General features: G+C 43.5%; 18 protein-coding genes. 12 read left to right on the top strand and 6 right to left on the bottom strand.

Annotation, left to right across the window (positions count from 1 at the left end):
- Window positions 1–2: 2 nt before the first annotated feature.
- Together MHI16_RS02160 and MHI16_RS02165 are read left to right on the top strand one after the other, a co-directional pair.
- Window positions 3–1391 carry an APC family permease gene (locus MHI16_RS02160; protein ID WP_268467723.1) on the top strand — a complete coding sequence of 463 codons (1389 nt, stop codon included), beginning with the start codon at window positions 3–5 and terminating at the stop codon, window positions 1389–1391.
- Complete coding sequence (locus MHI16_RS02165) at window positions 1366–2760, top strand: NAD-dependent succinate-semialdehyde dehydrogenase (RefSeq protein ID WP_268467721.1); 1395 nt, start codon at window positions 1366–1368, stop codon at window positions 2758–2760. The genes MHI16_RS02160 and MHI16_RS02165 overlap by 26 nt, the downstream gene beginning before the upstream one ends.
- Before the next feature lie 245 nt (window positions 2761–3005).
- On the opposite strand, the gene MHI16_RS02170 is transcribed toward MHI16_RS02165, so the two are convergent.
- The 3 genes from MHI16_RS02170 to MHI16_RS02180 form a co-directional block, all read right to left on the bottom strand.
- Complete coding sequence (locus MHI16_RS02170; RefSeq protein ID WP_169057628.1) at window positions 3006–3602, bottom strand: NAD(P)H-dependent oxidoreductase; 597 nt, start codon at window positions 3600–3602, stop codon at window positions 3006–3008.
- Between the two features lie 183 nt (window positions 3603–3785).
- Window positions 3786–4400: a DUF1775 domain-containing protein gene (locus tag MHI16_RS02175; protein ID WP_268467720.1), complete on the bottom strand. Its 615-nt coding sequence runs from the start codon at window positions 4398–4400 to the stop codon at window positions 3786–3788.
- 16 nt (window positions 4401–4416) lie between these two features.
- On the bottom strand, window positions 4417–6051 hold the full coding sequence (locus tag MHI16_RS02180; protein ID WP_342498053.1) for a copper resistance CopC/CopD family protein: 1635 nt from the start codon (window positions 6049–6051) through the stop codon (window positions 4417–4419).
- 505 nt (window positions 6052–6556) lie between these two features.
- Between MHI16_RS02180 and MHI16_RS02185 the strand changes: the two genes are divergently transcribed.
- The 5 genes from MHI16_RS02185 (at window position 6557) to MHI16_RS02205 (ending at window position 12118) form a co-directional block, all read left to right on the top strand.
- A complete protein-coding gene (locus MHI16_RS02185; RefSeq protein ID WP_268467716.1) occupies window positions 6557–7999 on the top strand; it encodes a PTS mannitol transporter subunit IICB in 1443 nt (480 codons plus the stop codon).
- A gap of 95 nt (window positions 8000–8094) precedes the next feature.
- Window positions 8095–8529, top strand: a complete 435-nt coding sequence (locus tag MHI16_RS02190; protein ID WP_144463262.1) for a PTS sugar transporter subunit IIA — start codon at window positions 8095–8097, stop codon at window positions 8527–8529.
- 1 nt (window position 8530) lies between these two features.
- Window positions 8531–9652 carry a mannitol-1-phosphate 5-dehydrogenase gene (locus MHI16_RS02195; protein ID WP_268467714.1) on the top strand — a complete coding sequence of 374 codons (1122 nt, stop codon included), beginning with the start codon at window positions 8531–8533 and terminating at the stop codon, window positions 9650–9652.
- A gap of 98 nt (window positions 9653–9750) precedes the next feature.
- Window positions 9751–11499 (top strand): methyl-accepting chemotaxis protein, encoded by a 1749-nt coding sequence (locus MHI16_RS02200; RefSeq protein WP_169057622.1) that lies wholly within the window; start codon window positions 9751–9753, stop codon window positions 11497–11499.
- A 226-nt stretch (window positions 11500–11725) separates the two neighbouring features.
- Window positions 11726–12118 (top strand): RidA family protein, encoded by a 393-nt coding sequence (locus tag MHI16_RS02205; protein ID WP_034664057.1) that lies wholly within the window; start codon window positions 11726–11728, stop codon window positions 12116–12118.
- Between the two features lie 31 nt (window positions 12119–12149).
- Here the strand turns inward: MHI16_RS02205 and MHI16_RS02210 are convergent, their stop codons facing one another.
- Genes MHI16_RS02210 through MHI16_RS02220 form a run of 3 tightly spaced genes read right to left on the bottom strand, consistent with a single transcriptional unit; the run spans window position 12150 to window position 13110 of the window.
- Window positions 12150–12389: a DUF2651 family protein gene (locus MHI16_RS02210; RefSeq protein ID WP_061406772.1), complete on the bottom strand. Its 240-nt coding sequence runs from the start codon at window positions 12387–12389 to the stop codon at window positions 12150–12152.
- 25 nt (window positions 12390–12414) lie between these two features.
- Window positions 12415–12708, bottom strand: a complete 294-nt coding sequence (locus MHI16_RS02215) for a DUF5316 domain-containing protein (protein WP_268467713.1) — start codon at window positions 12706–12708, stop codon at window positions 12415–12417.
- Between the two features lie 24 nt (window positions 12709–12732).
- On the bottom strand, window positions 12733–13110 hold the full coding sequence (locus tag MHI16_RS02220; protein ID WP_003214168.1) for a VOC family protein: 378 nt from the start codon (window positions 13108–13110) through the stop codon (window positions 12733–12735).
- A 184-nt stretch (window positions 13111–13294) separates the two neighbouring features.
- On the opposite strand from MHI16_RS02220, the gene MHI16_RS02225 reads away from it, so the two are divergent.
- The 5 genes from MHI16_RS02225 (at window position 13295) to MHI16_RS02245 (ending at window position 17414) form a co-directional block, all read left to right on the top strand.
- Window positions 13295–13564: an excalibur calcium-binding domain-containing protein gene (locus tag MHI16_RS02225; protein WP_268467710.1), complete on the top strand. Its 270-nt coding sequence runs from the start codon at window positions 13295–13297 to the stop codon at window positions 13562–13564.
- 127 nt (window positions 13565–13691) lie between these two features.
- Window positions 13692–14447, top strand: a complete 756-nt coding sequence (locus MHI16_RS02230) for a Cof-type HAD-IIB family hydrolase (protein ID WP_058015342.1) — start codon at window positions 13692–13694, stop codon at window positions 14445–14447.
- A gap of 167 nt (window positions 14448–14614) precedes the next feature.
- Complete coding sequence (locus MHI16_RS02235; RefSeq protein WP_058015343.1) at window positions 14615–15373, top strand: 5-oxoprolinase subunit PxpA; 759 nt, start codon at window positions 14615–14617, stop codon at window positions 15371–15373.
- A gap of 26 nt (window positions 15374–15399) precedes the next feature.
- Window positions 15400–16617, top strand: coding sequence for an NRAMP family divalent metal transporter (locus tag MHI16_RS02240; protein WP_058015344.1), 1218 nt, complete (start codon window positions 15400–15402; stop codon window positions 16615–16617).
- Window positions 16618–16622: 5 nt separating this feature from the next.
- The gene (locus tag MHI16_RS02245; protein WP_058015345.1) at window positions 16623–17414 is read left to right on the top strand and encodes a putative hydro-lyase; all 792 of its coding nucleotides are present in this window, start codon (window positions 16623–16625) and stop codon (window positions 17412–17414) included.
- Window positions 17415–17425: the final 11 nt, after the last annotated feature.

Raw genomic sequence — 17425 nt, forward strand, 5'->3', positions numbered from 1 at the left:
GTATGCAAAAACAACAAATGGCAAAAACCATGTCACAGTCTGACGTACTGTTTTTATCCATTGGTGCAATGCTTGGATGGGGCTGGGTTGTACTTTCGGGAGATTGGATTTTAACAGCTGGATTTTTAGGCAGTGTGATTGCCTTCGTTATAGGTGGTATTCTCGTCATCTTTATTGGACTGACGTATGCTGAACTTTCGTCTGCGATTCCAGAGACGGGAGGAGGGCTCGTCTTTGTCCAGCGGGCATTTGGGATAAAATCCGCTTTTGTCTCGGCATGGGGCGTGTTGTTTGGCTATGTTTCGGTCATTACGTTTGAAGCAGTCGCACTGCCAACTGTTATTGATTATGTCATTCCAACACAGCATGTTGGCTTCCTATGGAATATAGGGGGATGGGACGTTTATTTTACATGGGTGTTGATTGGATCTGGTGGTGCTTTATTTTTAACAGCGCTTAACTACATTGGTGCCAAGCCAGCCGCTATTTTTCAATCTGTTTTTACAGTGGCCATTATCGTGACAGGTTTTCTTCTTTTAGGCGGTGCCACATTTAACGGAAATCTAGCAAACCTTGAGCCGATGTTTCAAGGCGGGGTTGGCGGTCTCATGGCAGTTTTAGTGATGATTCCCTTTTTATTCGTTGGCTTTGATGTCATTCCTCAAGTGGCGGCGGAGATCAATGCGCCAAAGAAAATCATTGGGAGAATTTTAATTATCTCTATCGTGAGTGCGGTCGTATTTTATCTGCTTATTGTCTTTGGAGTAGCTGCGGGGCTGTCAAAAGGACAGCTTGAAGCCTCTTCTTTGGCGACAGCAGATGCGATGGTACAGCTACTTGGTCATCAAGCATTTGGGACAGTGCTTGTCATTGGCGGTGTAGCAGGGATTGTAACGAGCTGGAATGCTTTTATCATCGGTGCAAGCCGTATTCTATACGCGATGGCGGAAAGAGGCATGATTTCCAAATGGTTTGCGTATATTCATCCAAAGTATAAAACGCCGACAAATGCCATTTTATTTCTTGGAGCTTTGGCCTTTTTCGCTCCATTATTAGGGCGCCCTGCCCTCGTGTGGATTGTCAATGCAGGCGGTGTCGGGATCATCGTCGGCTACTTAATTGTGTCCATTGCCTTTATGAAACTTCGTAAAGCAGAACCAGAACTTGAGCGTCCATACCGCATTAAATATTGGCGGACGACAGGCGTTTTAGCCATCGGGCTGAGTCTCCTTTTTCTTTCATTTTATTTTCCAGGGATGCCAGCCTCCTTATCATGGCCAGCTGAATGGATATTGCTTTTAGGTTGGGCACTCATTGGGTATATACTATATGTAATGAATCCAAGAACGAAGGAGACGGTAGAGCATGACAAACGAACTCAAAGTGTATAATCCTGCAACAGGAGAAGAAATTGCTTCAGTTGCTCAGCATACAAAAGAACAGATTGAAGATGCGATCACTCGCTCACATCAAGCATTCAAAACATGGGCAAAAACGTCAGCACATGAACGTGCCAATATCATTCGCAAGTGGTTTGATCTCATGATTGAACATAAAGAAAGGCTCGCAAAAATCATCACTGAAGAAAACGGGAAGCCGTATCAAGAAGCATTAGGAGAAATCGTTTATGCGGCTGGATATATTGAATGGTACGCAGAGGAAGCCAAACGAATCTACGGCAGAACCATTCCTTCCCATACGGCGAACAAGCGCCTTTTTGTCACAAAACAGCCAGTGGGTCCTGTTGCGGCCATTACACCGTGGAATTTCCCCGCAGCCATGATCACGAGAAAGGCAGCACCAGCACTTGCGGCGGGCTGTACCTTTATTGTGAAGCCTGCTGAAGACACGCCGCTGACGGCTATTGAACTTGTGAAATTAGGCCACGAAGCCGGAATTCCAGAGGATGCCTTGCAATGGGTGGTTGGAGATGGAAAAGAAGTCGGTGAAATTTTCACAGATAGCCCATTGATTCGCAAAATCACGTTCACAGGCTCAACGCCAGTCGGAAAGCATTTGATCAAAAACAGTGCAAGTACAGTCAAGCACGTATCAATGGAGCTTGGCGGTCATGCCCCGCTCATCGTAGACAAAGATGCCAATCTTGAACTAGCTGTCAAACAAGCAGTGGCATCTAAGTTCCGTAATGCAGGACAAACCTGTGTCTGTGCCAACCGCTTAATTGTGCATGAAGACATTCATGAAGCATTTGCTCAAGTCTTTAGCAAAGAGGTCGAAAAGCTGAAAGTGGGAAATGGCTTTGAAGAAGGCACATCCATCGGCCCAATTATCAACAAGCGCGGCTTTGATAAAATTGTCAGCCAAATTCAAGATGCAGTCGAAAAAGGGGCGAAAATCCTTGTCGGCGGAGATACGCATTTCGATGATGACAAGTCGTATTATTTTGTCCAGCCAACGGTTCTCACACATGTGGACCCTTCGATGAACATTATGCATGAAGAAACCTTTGGGCCAGTGGCACCGATTACGACATTCAAAACGCTAGATGAAGCGATTGAATTAGCGAACGATACACCGTTTGGTCTTGCAGCTTATTTCTTTACAGAGAATTATCGAAACGGCCTCTACATCTCAGAGAATCTTGATTACGGGATTATTGGCTGGAATGATGGCGGCCCATCGGCTGTTCAAGCACCATTCGGAGGAATGAAAGAAAGCGGAATTGGCCGTGAAGGCGGCATCGAAGGGATCGAGCCTTATTTAGAAACCAAATATGTATCCATTGGTTTAGACGAATAAACGTGAAAGAGACTGCCTGAGGAATCTGGCAGTCTCAGCGTGTAGACAAACCCTCGCATTCGGTGTCAGGTCTGCGCTTCGGTGCTCACGAATGTCAAATTCGCTCCGCTCCGGTGCTCGTCCTTCCTAGCCTGCAAAGGTTTTCTATCACGCTGAAAAGAAGACAAAGGGCTAAAATAAAGATCATTTTAGCCCTTTGTCAACAATCTGAGACTGCCTGATGTATCTTGGCAGTCTTTTTTATGTTAAACAGCCGGCGGAAAAAGCTGCTCAACCGTTTCTTTTGTTTCTTTCAGAATTTCGTGGATGTAATCTGCTGGTGCCTGCTCCATGCTGCTGAACAAAAGTCGTTCAACAGGCTCAATACCAATAAAATTGAAGACATCTGTATCCGTTGTCATGCGATGGGAGGCGGGAACGATTCGGTTAGCGTCAAGAAAGGATCTTGGAGCATCATGCGTGTTGATAATGACACCTTTTTTGTGTCGAAGCAGGTTATCAATAGCCCCGTGCTCATTGATTTGATAAGCGAAGCCCTCAGAAAAAACGCGTTCTACGTAGCCCTTTAGCATAGCGGGTAAGCCTGTCCACCAAATGGGAAAAATAAATGTTAGGACATCTGCCTTCTGAATCAGCTTCTGCTCTGTTTGAATGGCAATGGGGACATCACCCCGTTTGATCGCAGCCTTTTCCAAGATGCTTAGTTCTGGTGAAAAACCAAGAGCATAAACATCACGAACAGTCACTTGATGACCATTGTTCAAAAGAGTGCTGACAACAAGATCTAATAGGGTTTGATTTAAGCTTTGCTGGGGATGAGCAAATATAATTAGATGGTTCATCTTATAGCCTCCTAGGTGGTCATGTGTCTCATTATGGCATGCGTCATCATCCTATTCAATCCTATGTTGGTAATAATAGGTTGCGGAAATGGGAGTTGATCGTCCTAGCTTGCATTTCTTGTTCAAGCAAGGTGGAAAGAAATAAAGCGATCGTTTCCGTGAAAACGATCGCTTACAAATGAATTATTTCTTTCTAAAAGCAAGCACAAGCGCAATCAGTGCTACGACTAGAGCAGCAATGGACAACCCTAGCACAAGTGGTGAAGGAGAATTAGAGGCTGTTTCAGATGCCTTTTCTTCTTTTGGTTTTTCTTGACCATGGGAATCCGTTACCGTATTAGATGCGACAATGTTTGTGATCGAATGCGGCTTATCAGCATCTTTATCGCCAGTCCATTCAACGACCGTTCCATCCTCATAATATTGATATGCATCCCATGCAGCTTCACCTGCTTTTCCAGGGTTTTTTGCTACAAAAACGAATTGCTGGAACTGTCCGGCAAGCACGCCTTTACCAGTTGCTTCCCAAGTCACTCTTGTTACCTTGCCATCTTTTTCTTCAGTTGATGTTTTCCATCCAGGGACAGGCTCATATTGTTGGAATTCTACGCCTTTAGGTATTGTCACGACAACCTTAGTCGTTGGACTGTCACTCTCAGAAGGAACTTTTAACGTATAGGTTTCCCAAGCATTTGTCGCAGACGTATCAGGTTTGACTGTGACGTGAGCACTCACAGGAATCGCCAATAAAAATGAAGCGAGAAGCATTGGTAATAAAGCTTTAACATATTTTTTCATATGGTATGAACTCCTTTTAGTTTCTTCTAATAAATGTGGTATCGATATTTTCAAAAGAACCAGTTAACGCATGGATTTCAATTTTCCAAGTACCTTTTTCATTTAACAAGAGGTTTTCAGCAGAGTAATGACCATTTTTTAATCGTTTCAGCTGAAATTCACTCGGTTTCTCTTCACCGAATAAGGCGACTTTATGGATCTTGGCTGACACAGATTGAATATCTGTAATCGTTTGTCCATCCTTCTTCGTAAATGCGACCTCGAATGTGTTTTTCCCCGGGGCATTCGGGGTAATGCTCATGGACACAATGTCACGATGCTCCACTTGGTTTGCGCCGAAGAACGGCTCAGGTGCAGGCGGAGGAGGGCTCGGAATATTGGTGAATACAGCTGTTAATAACAAAATAGCGATTCCGATGATCCACTCAGCTCGTAACGAAATGTTTTGTTTCTGTTTCTTTTCCCATCTCAGCATCAAGTAATGGACAAGCCCAAGAAGGCCCATCAAGATAAATAAACCAAGCTTGATTAAAAAGGTTCGACCGTATGCTGATTCGAAAAGAGCATCAAACGATTGCAAAATAAAGATCGCATTCACAAATCCCGAAAACACAATGAGTCCAACAGAGAGCAGTGCCCAAGGGTGAAACGCCTTTAACGTATTCCGTATGAGCGGCTGATCTTCATTTGGCAGCTTCTTCAACAATAAAAGCACAATGGCTGTTAAACCACCGACCCAGATCGATGCAGAAACGAGATGGATAAAATCAAGTGACGTTGTCAGTATTTTATTATCAGTTGCCGCTGGATGTCCGATTTGTGCCTTCAGCCAGAGAAGTACTGCGAATAGGAGCAGTGGAAACAACCATACCCGAAAAGAAGTGAAATCCCTTTTTTTCATCGCAACGATGCTCCAAATGGTCAGAAGAACAAATGACACCATGAGCATCATCCACAAATTACCGCCAGAAGTCGATGCAATGGTTTCTTGTAAAAGCGATGGCTGAAATGCTCCCAAAAAGGACACGTCTGCCGCTGATTTTGTTTGAATCGGCAGCTGGAACACGAGCGCTCCGCCCATCATGATCAGTGACAATGTCAACAGCCGTTTCATTCGTTTCGCTAATACAGGTGAAATCGCTGCCCGAAACCAAAACAGTCCAAACAAAATGGTCCCGAGAAATAAGCTAAACGACGTATAAAGAAAGGCTTTGTCTATGGTCGAGGCAACATCAATCGATTCATTTGGTTGACCTTGATCTAATTGGTCAAAACCGCCATCCGCTTTGCCAATACTAAACGGGATCATGCCAGAGACAGAGTGTCCGTCTGCTGATACCGCATTCCACTGAATAGTATAAATCCCCTTTGGTAAATCCTTTTTTAAAGCAGCTTCCATGATTTTTTGATCTTTAATGACCGTATCTCCTTGATCCACACGATCCCCTTTTGCATTTAGCACCTTAATGGCATGAAATCCACTTTCGATTCCTTCACTAAATGTGATAGAGACCGAAGGAGGCTGCTTCTCCAGCTCTTCATTTGCTGCTGGATTCGAGCTGACGACGTATGCATGGGCAAATGCTTCCTTTGGAATGAAAAAAGCGAACGTGACGATAAGAAGCAGAAGCCACTTACTATGTTTCAACAAGTGTATAACCGCCTTTCTACCTATGAAAATGTCTCATGTATCAGAAAGAAAGCGGCAGTAAACTGTGGGTCACAGAAAAAACCGCTCCTCCTATTGTGCCGCTTACTCTAAAAGGTAAACGAAACAAACAGCAAGATGGTTCACTTTTTCTGTGTCGTGTCTGCGCAGACATTCTTGATTGAATAGGTTTGATCAAGTATAAGCCTATTCGATTTGAGAAGAGGAAACAAGAAGTGACGATTTGAAAATTGTGAAATTCCAATGAATTTTGCGTCAAAACCACGGCACGTTAACCTTTTTACCCCGATTGCCCTATGTTCTGACAGAGAATTCACATCATATTTCAATTTTGTCACACACTAAGTGACAAAGTGACATTTAGTTTCAATTGAAGGGAAAGTGAAAGCGTTTTACGATAGGGATAAGGGCTTCACTGACACTTGTTCTTATATCTTTTGACCTATAAAGCCCTAAATAAAGGGAAAGAAGAAAGGAGTTTTCATAGATGCAGGAAAAAAGCGGATTCCGCGTAAAAGTACAGCGCTTTGGAAGCTATTTAAGCGGCATGATTATGCCGAATATTGGCGCATTTATCGCTTGGGGACTCATTACGGCATTATTCATTCCGAGTGGCTATTTGCCAAATGAACAATTAGCTTCACTTGTTGGTCCAATGATCAACTACTTACTGCCACTCTTAATTGGTTACACAGGCGGTAAACTCGTATACGACCATCGAGGCGGTGTACTCGGTGCAACCGCGACGATTGGGGTCATTGTCGGTTCGGACATTCCAATGTTTTTAGGTGCCATGATCATGGGACCACTTGGCGGTTACTTGATTAAGAAAATTGATCAGCTCTTCAAAGATCGAATCAAATCGGGCTTTGAGATGCTTGTGAATAACTTTACGGCAGGGATTCTAGGTGCCATTCTTGTCACGATTGCCTTCTATGCTATCGGACCAGTTGTACTTGGTCTAAATAAAGCCCTTGCGGCAGGTGTAGATATCATTGTGAATGCACATTTGCTTCCGCTGGCAAGTATTTTCATTGAACCAGCGAAAGTCTTGTTCTTGAACAATGCGATTAACCAAGGGATCTTAGGTCCGTTAGGGGTAGAGCAAGCGGCGAAGACAGGGCAGTCTGTTCTGTTCTTGCTTGAAACTAACCCAGGACCAGGTTTAGGTGTTCTACTTGCATACATGTTCTTCGGAAGAGGGAATGCAAAGCAGTCTGCACCGGGTGCGATCGTCATTCAATTTTTAGGAGGGATTCATGAGATTTACTTCCCGTACATCTTAATGAAACCAAAGCTTATTTTAGCGGTAATTGCAGGGGGAGCGAGCGGCGTTTTGACCTTTACCCTGTTAAATGCAGGCTTAAAGGCTGTGCCGTCACCAGGAAGTATTATCGCCCTTATGCTGATGTCACCAAAAGGCGGACATCTTGCTGTTCTAGCAGGTGTCGTCGTGGCAGCCGTCGTCTCATTCCTTGTCGCTTCTGTGATTTTAAAAGCCTCAAAAGCAGTTGACGAAGACTTAACAGCCGCAACAGAAAAAATGCAGGACATGAAAGGGAAGAAAAGCGCAGCAGCCGCTGCTCTTACAGCACAAAAAGAAGACGCTGAAGCAAATGAGCAAGCAGCATCTCCAAGTGATGTCAATCCAGATGACGTGAACAAAATCATCTTTGCCTGTGATGCAGGAATGGGCTCAAGCGCGATGGGCGCATCCATCTTAAAGAATAAAGTCAAAAAGGCAGAACTTGATATTGATGTGACAAACACATCCATCAGCAACATTCCAAATGATGCCGATGTGGTCTTCACTCATAAAGATTTAACAGACAGAGCCAAGGCAAAACTGCCAGGCGCTGTGCATATCTCAGTCGATAATTTCTTAAACAGCCCGAAATACGATGAGCTGATTGAGAAATTGAAAAAATAACATGACGAAACGGGTTGAGTTCAATTTTTCTTCATTGAACTCCCCGTTTTGGTTGTTTTCCTGATTTTCCATTCTAAAAAAAGGTGTGATCATTCATGAAACAAGTACTATCAAAAGACAATATTTTTCTAAACGAACAAGCAGGCTCGAAAGAAGAAGCCATTAAAAAAGCAGGTGAAGTTCTAGTGGCAAATGGCTATGTCACAGGTGATTATGTTGACAAAATGTTTGAAAGAGAAAATATTTCGTCTACATTTATGGGCAACGGGATTGCGATTCCTCATGGAACAGAGGATGCGAAAGCAGCTGTCCTTCATTCTGGGATTTCCATCATTCAAATTCCAGATGGCGTTGAATACGGCGAAGGAAATATCGCCAAAGTCGTCTTTGGCATCGCAGGTAAAAACAACGAACACCTCGATATTCTTTCTCAAATTGCGATTGTTTGTTCAGAAGAGGAAAATGTAGAACGCATCATCCATGCGAAGGATCAGGATGAACTGATCGCCATCTTTAACGAGGTGAACTAGCATGAAGGCACTTCATTTTGGAGCAGGGAATATTGGCAGAGGGTTTATCGGATCTTTGTTAAAAGCATCAGGCTTTGAGCTTGTCTTTACCGATGTAAATGAAGCGGTCATCAACGAGCTGAATGCACGAGGAGAATACACGGTTGAACTAGCAGCACCAGGTCAGAAGCAAGAAGTAGTCGGCCCAGTGACAGCGATCAATTCTGCACAAGACCCAGCGGCATTAACAGAGGCTGTGGCATCAGCCGATTTGATTACAACAGCTGTTGGACCAGCTGTTTTGAAGATCATTGCTTCATCTATTGCTGAAGGATTAAAACAGAAAAAACCTGACCATATCATCAACATCGTGGCATGTGAAAATATGATTGGGGGCAGCTCTCATTTAAAAGAAGCCGTTTTCTCTCATCTAACAGAAGAGGAACAAAAAGCATTGTCACAAACAGTTGGTTTTCCAAACGCTGCTGTGGACCGCATTGTACCGATTCAGCACCATGAGGATATTTTAAAAGTATCAGTCGAGCCTTTTTTTGAGTGGGTCATTGATGAGACTGCCTTTATTGGGGACGTTCCTCAGATTGACGGAGCGACCTTTGTACAAGATTTGACACCTTATATTGAGCGCAAGCTCTTTACTGTCAATACAGGACATGCGCTAGCAGCTTATGTCGGATATCAGCAAGGCGTTCAAACGATTAAAGAAGCCGTCGATACACCAGAGATTCGCCAAGTGGTTGAAGGTGCACTTCACGAAACGGGCCGTTATTTAATCGACACATATGGTTTTGAAAAAGAAGAACATGATGCGTATATTCAAAAAATCATCAAGCGATTCGAAAATGCTTTTATCTCCGACGAAGTCACTCGTGTCGCACGCTCTCCTCTTAGAAAGCTGGGAGCAGATGACCGTTTAATCGGTCCAGCGAAAAAGATCAAGCAGCCAGTGTACTTAATCAAAGGGATTGCTGCAGCTCTCGCTTATGACTTTACCGAAGACGAAGAAGCGGTTCGTTTGCAGGCATTAAGAAAAGAAAAAGGCATTGAAGGTGTGCTGAAAGAAGTATGTGGTCTCACGCCAACAGACGATCTCTATCAAGCCATTCTTAAAGAAACAGCTCGATAATTAGAAAATCCCTTTCCAACGAGTGAAAGGGGTTTTTTGATGACTTTTTTAATACTTTACCCCGTTTGTCGATATATGAAGTAAGGGGGAATTTGTATATGAAAAGGAAAATGTTTGCGTCAAGAAGTGTCTTTTTTCAATTAATGTCTGCCATTATCGTCATCACGATTTTAACTGGCGGTCTTGTTGGAACAACGGGGTATTTGTTAGCAAAACATGTCTTAATTGATGCGGGAAAAGCAGATCTAAAGCACATCGTCAGCGGAGCAATGGCTACACTTGAACAGTTGAATGATCGTGTAGAGAAAAAAGAACTGACGCTTGAACAGGCACAGGAACAAGCCCGTATTTACTTGAGCGGGCCCAAAAATGACAACGGGAAAGGGTACCAATTTCAAAAATCAGATTTTATCTATAAAAATAAAGGCTATCTTGTCGCATATGGAGCAGATTATTCCTCTCAAGTCCATCCTGTCAATGACATTGGCGTCATTCCAGATAATACGACCAATCGTGAAAAAATGGTCGCTGGAGCCAAATCAGAAGGCGAGGATGCACACTATGTGACCTATTTAGATAAGGACGATGCCACTGGGGAAGAAAAGCAAAAGCTTGCCTATATGAGCCAGTTCACGCCCTGGAATTGGAGTATCGGCATTGCTGTCTTTCAGGATGAATTTTATAAAGAATTAGAGCAGATGAAGCTCTATATCATGCTCATTACAGCGGGTGTCGCTCTTCTCAGTCTTGGCGTCTTTTATTTAGCTGCTCGAGGAAAGGTCAGACTGCTCAAGCAAGTCACTGCTGCTTCAAAAGAAATTGCGGCGGGGAATCTTGAACGCACAAGTTTAAAAGAAACAACAGATGAGATTGGACAGCTGGCAAAAGGCTTTAATCATATGTCAGGAGAACTCCGGACACTTGTCAGCGGTCTACAGGAAACGAGCAGTCAACTTGTCGAATCAGCGACAGATTTATCAGCAATATCTGAAGAAACCTCAGCTAGCAGTGAAGAGATTGGCAGAGCGATTGGTGACATATCGACTGGAACACTTCATCAGGCATCTGACCTTGATGTAGCGAACCAACAAATGACCCAGTTCAATCAATCCATTGAGAATGTCAAAGAACAAAGTGACCAAATTAAACGAATCTCTGACCAATCGAGTCAATCTTCTCAGCAGGGTCAGCAAATTGTTCAGCAATTAAAACAATCAAATGAACAATCCATTCAAGCATCTCAAGGCATTAGAGCAGGCATTGAGCAATTAAGTACAAAAGTACAGGATATCTCTAAAATTACAGATACGATTGAAAGCATTTCAAACGAGACGAATTTACTTGCGCTGAATGCCAGCATTGAAGCAGCACGCGCAGGAGAGCATGGAAAGGGCTTCTCGGTTGTGGCGAGTGAAGTACGGAATTTAGCTGAGCAGACAAAACAATCAGCAGTGCAAATTCAGCAAATGGTACAAGGCATTAAAGAAGAAACGACGGCAACAGCCGGCATGATGTCAAACACAATGGATCGTTTCGCTGAGTTAGATGAAGCGGTACATGCGACAGAACATGAATTCAATGCCATCTCTACGTCGATTTCACAAACCATCGTTGAAACAGACGCCATGGCAAAAGAGCTGAATGCATTGCTGGAGCAAAACGACCTCATCACAAAAGCCATGCAAGGCGCAGCCCATATTTCTCAAGAAAATGCCGCTGCGATCGAAGAGATTACCGCATCCACAGACGAACAGGTGACAGCCATCTCCAATGTGGCAAAAGCAGCAGAAAGACTCAATGAACTAAGCATACGGTTGAATCACGATATTGCGCGTTATCGTCTATAAACCATTTTGACTGAACGTCTTTTGTCAGGTACTATATAAGGAATCAAAACCTTGCTCACGCAATCGAAAGGAGTGTTCCGGTCATGAAAAAGAAAATATTGATGTTCTTGCCTTGTGGCTATGGATACTCCACTGCTGTTTTCTTTTAGGATAGATAGAAATTGGTGAAGTCTGTCTACATGAAGAGAAATCTAGCAGAAAAATCAAAGTGAGTGAGGGAAATCACATGGAAAAAATCACAAGGAAAAACCCAGAAAGTATGCCGAAGCCCGTTGGCAGCTATAGTCATATCACACGAGTACCAAAGGGCGCGGGATTATTTGTTACATCGGGTCAAGTCGGAACAGATATCGATGGACAAGTACCATCAAGTTTAAACGACCAGGTAACCAATACGTTTGAAAATATCAAAAAAATCCTTGAATCAGAAGGATTGAATGAAGAGCATGTCATCAAGGTCAATATATGGGCAACGGAAGAAATTGACTGGGATCATCTATATCCTCAGTGGGATACGATCTTCAAAACAGCTTACCCATCAATGACGGTTGCTTATGTATCAGCTTTGGGATGGCCTGAGCTGAAAATTGAAATTGAGCTATGGTGCGCCGATATTTGATCAAAAAAAGAACAGTGCAAACTGTTCTTTTTTACTTGAACCGAAACCGCTTTGTCATCCATGCAGCGATCAACGTAAAGACGGTGTAGATAATGACCCAAATGAGAAAGGATTCCTCCCCGCCAATGTATGTGTACATGAGAATGACGCTGGCTAACAGGACAATCAAAGTCGGCATCCAAACATTCTTCAAAAGCATTGTGCCAAAAATGCCAATCAGCACAGAAAGAATAGGGAAGCCAAATACAACGAATAAAATAAAAACAGCCATATGACGAACTCCTTTTAACAAGTGTTTACATTAAAAAATAAAAGATCGACACTGCCATGTGCGGAAGTGCAAAGATCATCATGAGAAAGGCCGTATCCAGACGCCACATGCGGTGCTCTTTCGTTTCAGAATGATAGGCGGCTCTTGTTTCATCTCCGCTTGTCCAAGCCCCCATTAGAAGCCCAGACATCATGATCCCGATAATAGAGATACCACCACTGGTCCATCCTATCCACTCATGGTGCTGCAAAATAATAGCGGCACTGCTAACCACAATCATTGAGCAAACACCGGCGATAAAGGCATGTTTTTCTCTCATACTGGTACACTCCTTTAAAGAAGATTAGGAGACCGCGTCACATATTTCAATGAAATGACCATCAGGATCAGCGACATAAGCGACGGTTTGACCCCATGGTTTTTTTGCAGGTTCTTTAATAATCGAAACCCCTTTTTCCTTCATTGATGCAATGGTTTGTTCCACGTCATCCACAACAAACCCTATCTCGAACGTTTGAGAGGATTGATTGGCTTCTGGGACAGGCAATCCAAGTGCATCTTTGACATCCTGACGTGAGTTAATTGATAGGGTCACATCTCCAGTATCAAACTCAACATAGGATTCAACCCTAAGTTTCATAGGAAAGCCAAGTACATGTTGATAGAAATGAATACTTGCCTCAACATCGTTTACATATAGAATGGTATATTTCATTTTCATGTGAAAAACTCCTCTCTTCATATACGTGTCAAAACCGGAAAGGTTTCCCACTCAGTGTACCATATAGGATATAAAGCATGATTTATTCCAAAAAAATCAATATATTTAGCTCGATAGTCTTGAAAAACAAAAAGTGGTGACATATGATAAAAATGTAAAAATAGAAAAAATAGGGGGATTCTACATGTTGAAAAAAATCATGGTGGCTGTACTGTCTCTAGGTCTTTTACTAAGCGTTACACAAGTCAACACCCACACAGCAGATGCAAAAACAGTCAAGTCCTACAAAAACTGCAAAGCGCTGAACAAAGTCTATAAAGGCGGCGTCGCAAAAAGCAAAAACACGAAAAACAAAGGCGGCAAAACAAAGTACAAGCCGTATGTGTCAAAAGCACTTTACCAAAAAAATAAGCGACTTGACCGTGATAAAGACGGGATTGCATGTGAACGTTAAGCCAATGTGAAGAGACCTGTAACAAGGTCTTTTTTCTGTGGGATCAAACTCGTCCCTTTGTGCCTTCTCCCTCTTTATATTAAAATAAAGATAGTTACAAAAAATGATACAAAGTGGGGTACTCAATTTGTCCATACAAGCTGATAAGAAAGACATCCGATTGATTGCCATTGATATGGATGGCACGCTGTTAAACAGTGAACACGTCATTCCAGAGGAAAATAAACAAGCCATTAAAGATGCTGAAGCAAAAGGGGTCCATGTGGTGATTAGCACAGGGCGCACACTGATGACATGCCGAGAGCTGGTGGAGCCGCTTAAGCTGTCTTCTTACCTTGTGACAGCAAACGGAAGTGAAATTTGGGATTCAAACTTCCAGCTGATCGAACGAGATCTGCTGCATCCTGATCATGTCCAAATGATGTGGGATCTAAAAAATAGGTACGAAACCGATTACTGGGCTTCCACTGTGGATAAGGTGTGGAGAGGTGAATTTCCAGAACGAATTCATGACCATGAATGGTTGAAATTTGGCTTTGATATTCATGATGATGACGTTCGTGAGGAAGTACTCAATACATTGAAAACAAACGAGCATCTAGAAATCACAAATTCAAGTCCGACTAATATTGAAGTTAATGCAGCTGGCATTAACAAAGCGGCAGCTCTTGCAAAGGTAGCAGAACGCATTGGCTGTACGATGGACAATGTCATGTCACTTGGCGACAGCCTAAATGATATGGCTATGATCCAAGAAGCCGGATTAGGTATTGCGATGGGAAATGCGCAAGAAGTGGTGAAAGAAGCCGCTGATTGGATTACAGCTCCTAACACAGAACACGGTGTAGCAAAAGCGATCCATCATTGGGTGCTGTCTAAATAAATAAAAAAAACGAGAGGTGATATCCTCTCGTTTTTTTATTTCTCCTAGTTCTATTGTTATGTTTTCTAACAATGTCATGTGCAAACTAGCCAAAATTGATATAATCAACATAAATTCGAATATTCGGACTTCAAGTTCCGTTATTCGGAACAAAAAGGGGGGATCCTATGTATCAAGTAGATATCAACTGTGATTTGGGAGAAAGCTTTGGGCAATATACAATCGGTTCAGATGAACAAATTTTAGAATATGTCACCTCAGCCAACATTGCTTGCGGTTTTCATGCAGGAGATCCAACGGTGATGAGAAAAACCGTCAGAATGGCATTGGATAAAGGGGTGCAAATTGGTGCTCATCCGGGTCTGCAAGATTTAGTCGGTTTTGGCAGACGTCCAATGGCGATTTCAGCAGAGGAAGCCTATGATCTCGTCGTCTATCAAATTGGCGCTCTATCAGCCTTTCTTCAGGCAGAAGGCGGCACGATGCAGCATGTCAAGCCACACGGCGCCCTGTACAACATGGCGGCTAAAAATACTGAATTATCTGAATCAATTGCGAAGGCTGTGTATCATGTCGATCCAAGTCTTGTATTATACGGGCTTTCAGGCAGTGAACTTGCGTTAGCAGGTGAGAGAATGGGTCTTCAAGTGGCGCATGAAGTGTTTTCTGATCGGACCTATCAAAAAGACGGGACGCTGACATCGCGCCGTGAACCGCATGCACTCATTGAAGACGATGAACTGGCAGTCAAGCAGGTTGTTCGTATGGTGAGGGAAGGGAAGGTTCATACCGTTCAAGGGGAAGATATTTCGCTTAAAGCAGATACGGTCTGTATACACGGAGACGGCATCCATGCGCTCCAATTTGCCAAAACCATTACATCGAAGCTTAGAGAAGCAAGCATTCATCTTAAGGCCTTTCAATAAAAGTCGTCATCAAAGGGGGAAACAGCATGAAAAAACAGGAAGTGAAGCACAAGAAGGCATCAAAGGGGAACCGGTCTATGCTGATGGGCGCAGCCTTTTTAATGGCGACGTCCGCCATCGGACCGGGATTTTTAACACAAACGACTGTCTTCACGCAGCAGCTTGCGGCTAGCTTTGGGTTTGTCATTTTCATCTCTATTTTGTTAGATATTTTTGCGCAAACCAATGTATGGCGCATTATCGCCGTGTCAGAGAAACGAGGGCAGGAGATTGCAAATATGGTTCTGCCGGGTCTCGGATATGTACTGGCTGTTTTGATTGTCATGGGAGGACTTGCCTTTAACATCGGAAATATTGCTGGTGCTGGTCTCGGTTTTCAGGTGATCACAGGAGTTGATCCGCGAATTGGAGCAGCCATCAGTGCTGCCATTGCCATTCTGATTTTTGTGATTAAAGAGGCTGGTAAAGCGATGGACCGTTTCACACAGATAGCGGGCTTTGTCATGATCGGCCTGATGCTTTATGTGGCGATTTCAACAGCACCGCCAGTTGGGGAAGCGGCACTCAGAACCTTTGTCCCAGAAGAAATTGATATTCTATCGATTGTGACACTTGTCGGGGGGACAGTTGGCGGCTATATCGTTTTTGCTGGTGGACATCGTCTATTAGATGCTGGAATTAAAGGGAAGGATGCACTTCCTCAAGTGACAAAAAGCTCTGTTTTCGGCATCCTGATTACATCTGTGATGCGTGTCGCTTTATTTTTAGCCGTGCTAGGAGTGGTTTCAAAGGGCTTACAGATTGACCCAGCGAATCCGCCTGCTTCAGTATTCCAGTTAGCGTCTGGAAATGTTGGCTATAAAATGTTCGGGATCATTATGTGGGCAGCGGCGATTACGTCCGTCATTGGAGCAGCATATACATCCGTTTCCTTCTTTAAAACCTTCTCACCAAAAATTGAGCAAAATCAACGTGGCATTATCATCGGCTTTATTGCCCTCTCGACCATTTGTTTTATTACGATCGGAAGACCTGTGAACATATTGATATTAGTTGGGGCGATCAATGCATTGATCTTACCGCTCGCGCTTGGCACCTTGCTGGTAGCGGCTTATAAGAAAGACATTGTCGGGGATTATCGACATCCATTCTTTTTGACAGTATCAGGCGCATTTGTCGTTGTCATCATGGCAATGATGGGCGGATATACCATCATCAATGAAATTCCAAAACTATGGAGCTGAATCGAATGAATATCTATCAAACATATGAGCCTTCACAGATTAGAGAGTTGATTCGTAAAAAAGAAATCACAGGACCGACGGCAGGCCTGGCAGAGGGATATGCTCAAGCCAATTTAATGATCGTCAAAAAGGAACTTGCTTTTGATTTTCTGTTGTTTTGTCAACGCAATCCGGCTGCATGCCCCTTGCTGGATGTACTGGAGCCAGGTGATCCAGTGCCGAGAAGGTCAGCACCCCAAGCGGATATTCGTACGGACTTTCCTAAATACCGTATTTACAGAAAAGGGATTCTTCAAGAAGAGGTGTCAGATATCTCTACTTATTGGGAAGATGATATGGTTGCCTTTCTCATCGGCTGCAGTTTTACGTTTGAGCATGCGCTCATGCTGAATGATATCCCTGTTCGCCATATTGAAAACGGTCATAACGTTCCGATGTATCAAACGAATATCGCTTGTGAAAGGGCGGGGGTATTTCATGGCCCAATGGTCGTCAGCATGAGACCCATTCCGGCGCATCAGATCACAAGAAGTGTACAAGTGACGTCTAGATTCCCATCAGTTCACGGCGGTCCCATCCATATAGGTGACCCAGCGATGATTGGAATTGCTCATGTGGATCAGCCGGACTTTGGAGAACCATCCGTCATCAAAGAAGGAGAGGTCCCAGTGTTTTGGGCATGTGGTGTGACGCCGCAAGCCATTGTCATGCATACAAAACCAGAGATTGCGATTACCCATGCACCTGGGCATATGTTCATCACAGATCAACGAGATCAACAGCTTGGTGTGCTTTAGAAAGAGAGGGG

Source organism: Bacillus sp. FSL K6-0923, assembly GCF_038630825.1.
Taxonomy (GTDB): Bacteria; Bacillota; Bacilli; order Bacillales; family Bacillaceae; genus Bacillus; species Bacillus pumilus.

Excerpts from the sequence above, each read along its gene's own strand:
- MHI16_RS02220 (WP_003214168.1), bottom strand. The coding sequence starts at position 13,110 with ATGAAAATGAAATATACCATTCTATATGTAAACGATGTTGAGGCAAGT.
- MHI16_RS02160 (WP_268467723.1), top strand. The coding sequence starts at position 3 with ATGCAAAAACAACAAATGGCAAAAACCATGTCACAGTCTGACGTACTG.
- MHI16_RS02240 (WP_058015344.1), top strand. The coding sequence starts at position 15,400 with ATGAAAAAACAGGAAGTGAAGCACAAGAAGGCATCAAAGGGGAACCGG.
- MHI16_RS02170 (WP_169057628.1), bottom strand. The coding sequence starts at position 3,602 with ATGAACCATCTAATTATATTTGCTCATCCCCAGCAAAGCTTAAATCAA.
- MHI16_RS02185 (WP_268467716.1), top strand. The coding sequence starts at position 6,557 with ATGCAGGAAAAAAGCGGATTCCGCGTAAAAGTACAGCGCTTTGGAAGC.
- MHI16_RS02205 (WP_034664057.1), top strand. The coding sequence starts at position 11,726 with ATGGAAAAAATCACAAGGAAAAACCCAGAAAGTATGCCGAAGCCCGTT.
- MHI16_RS02215 (WP_268467713.1), bottom strand. The coding sequence starts at position 12,708 with ATGAGAGAAAAACATGCCTTTATCGCCGGTGTTTGCTCAATGATTGTG.
- MHI16_RS02190 (WP_144463262.1), top strand. The coding sequence starts at position 8,095 with ATGAAACAAGTACTATCAAAAGACAATATTTTTCTAAACGAACAAGCA.
- MHI16_RS02195 (WP_268467714.1), top strand. The coding sequence starts at position 8,531 with ATGAAGGCACTTCATTTTGGAGCAGGGAATATTGGCAGAGGGTTTATC.
- MHI16_RS02165 (WP_268467721.1), top strand. The coding sequence starts at position 1,366 with ATGACAAACGAACTCAAAGTGTATAATCCTGCAACAGGAGAAGAAATT.
- MHI16_RS02235 (WP_058015343.1), top strand. The coding sequence starts at position 14,615 with ATGTATCAAGTAGATATCAACTGTGATTTGGGAGAAAGCTTTGGGCAA.
- MHI16_RS02175 (WP_268467720.1), bottom strand. The coding sequence starts at position 4,400 with ATGAAAAAATATGTTAAAGCTTTATTACCAATGCTTCTCGCTTCATTT.
- MHI16_RS02200 (WP_169057622.1), top strand. The coding sequence starts at position 9,751 with ATGAAAAGGAAAATGTTTGCGTCAAGAAGTGTCTTTTTTCAATTAATG.
- MHI16_RS02245 (WP_058015345.1), top strand. The coding sequence starts at position 16,623 with ATGAATATCTATCAAACATATGAGCCTTCACAGATTAGAGAGTTGATT.
- MHI16_RS02225 (WP_268467710.1), top strand. The coding sequence starts at position 13,295 with ATGTTGAAAAAAATCATGGTGGCTGTACTGTCTCTAGGTCTTTTACTA.
- MHI16_RS02210 (WP_061406772.1), bottom strand. The coding sequence starts at position 12,389 with ATGGCTGTTTTTATTTTATTCGTTGTATTTGGCTTCCCTATTCTTTCT.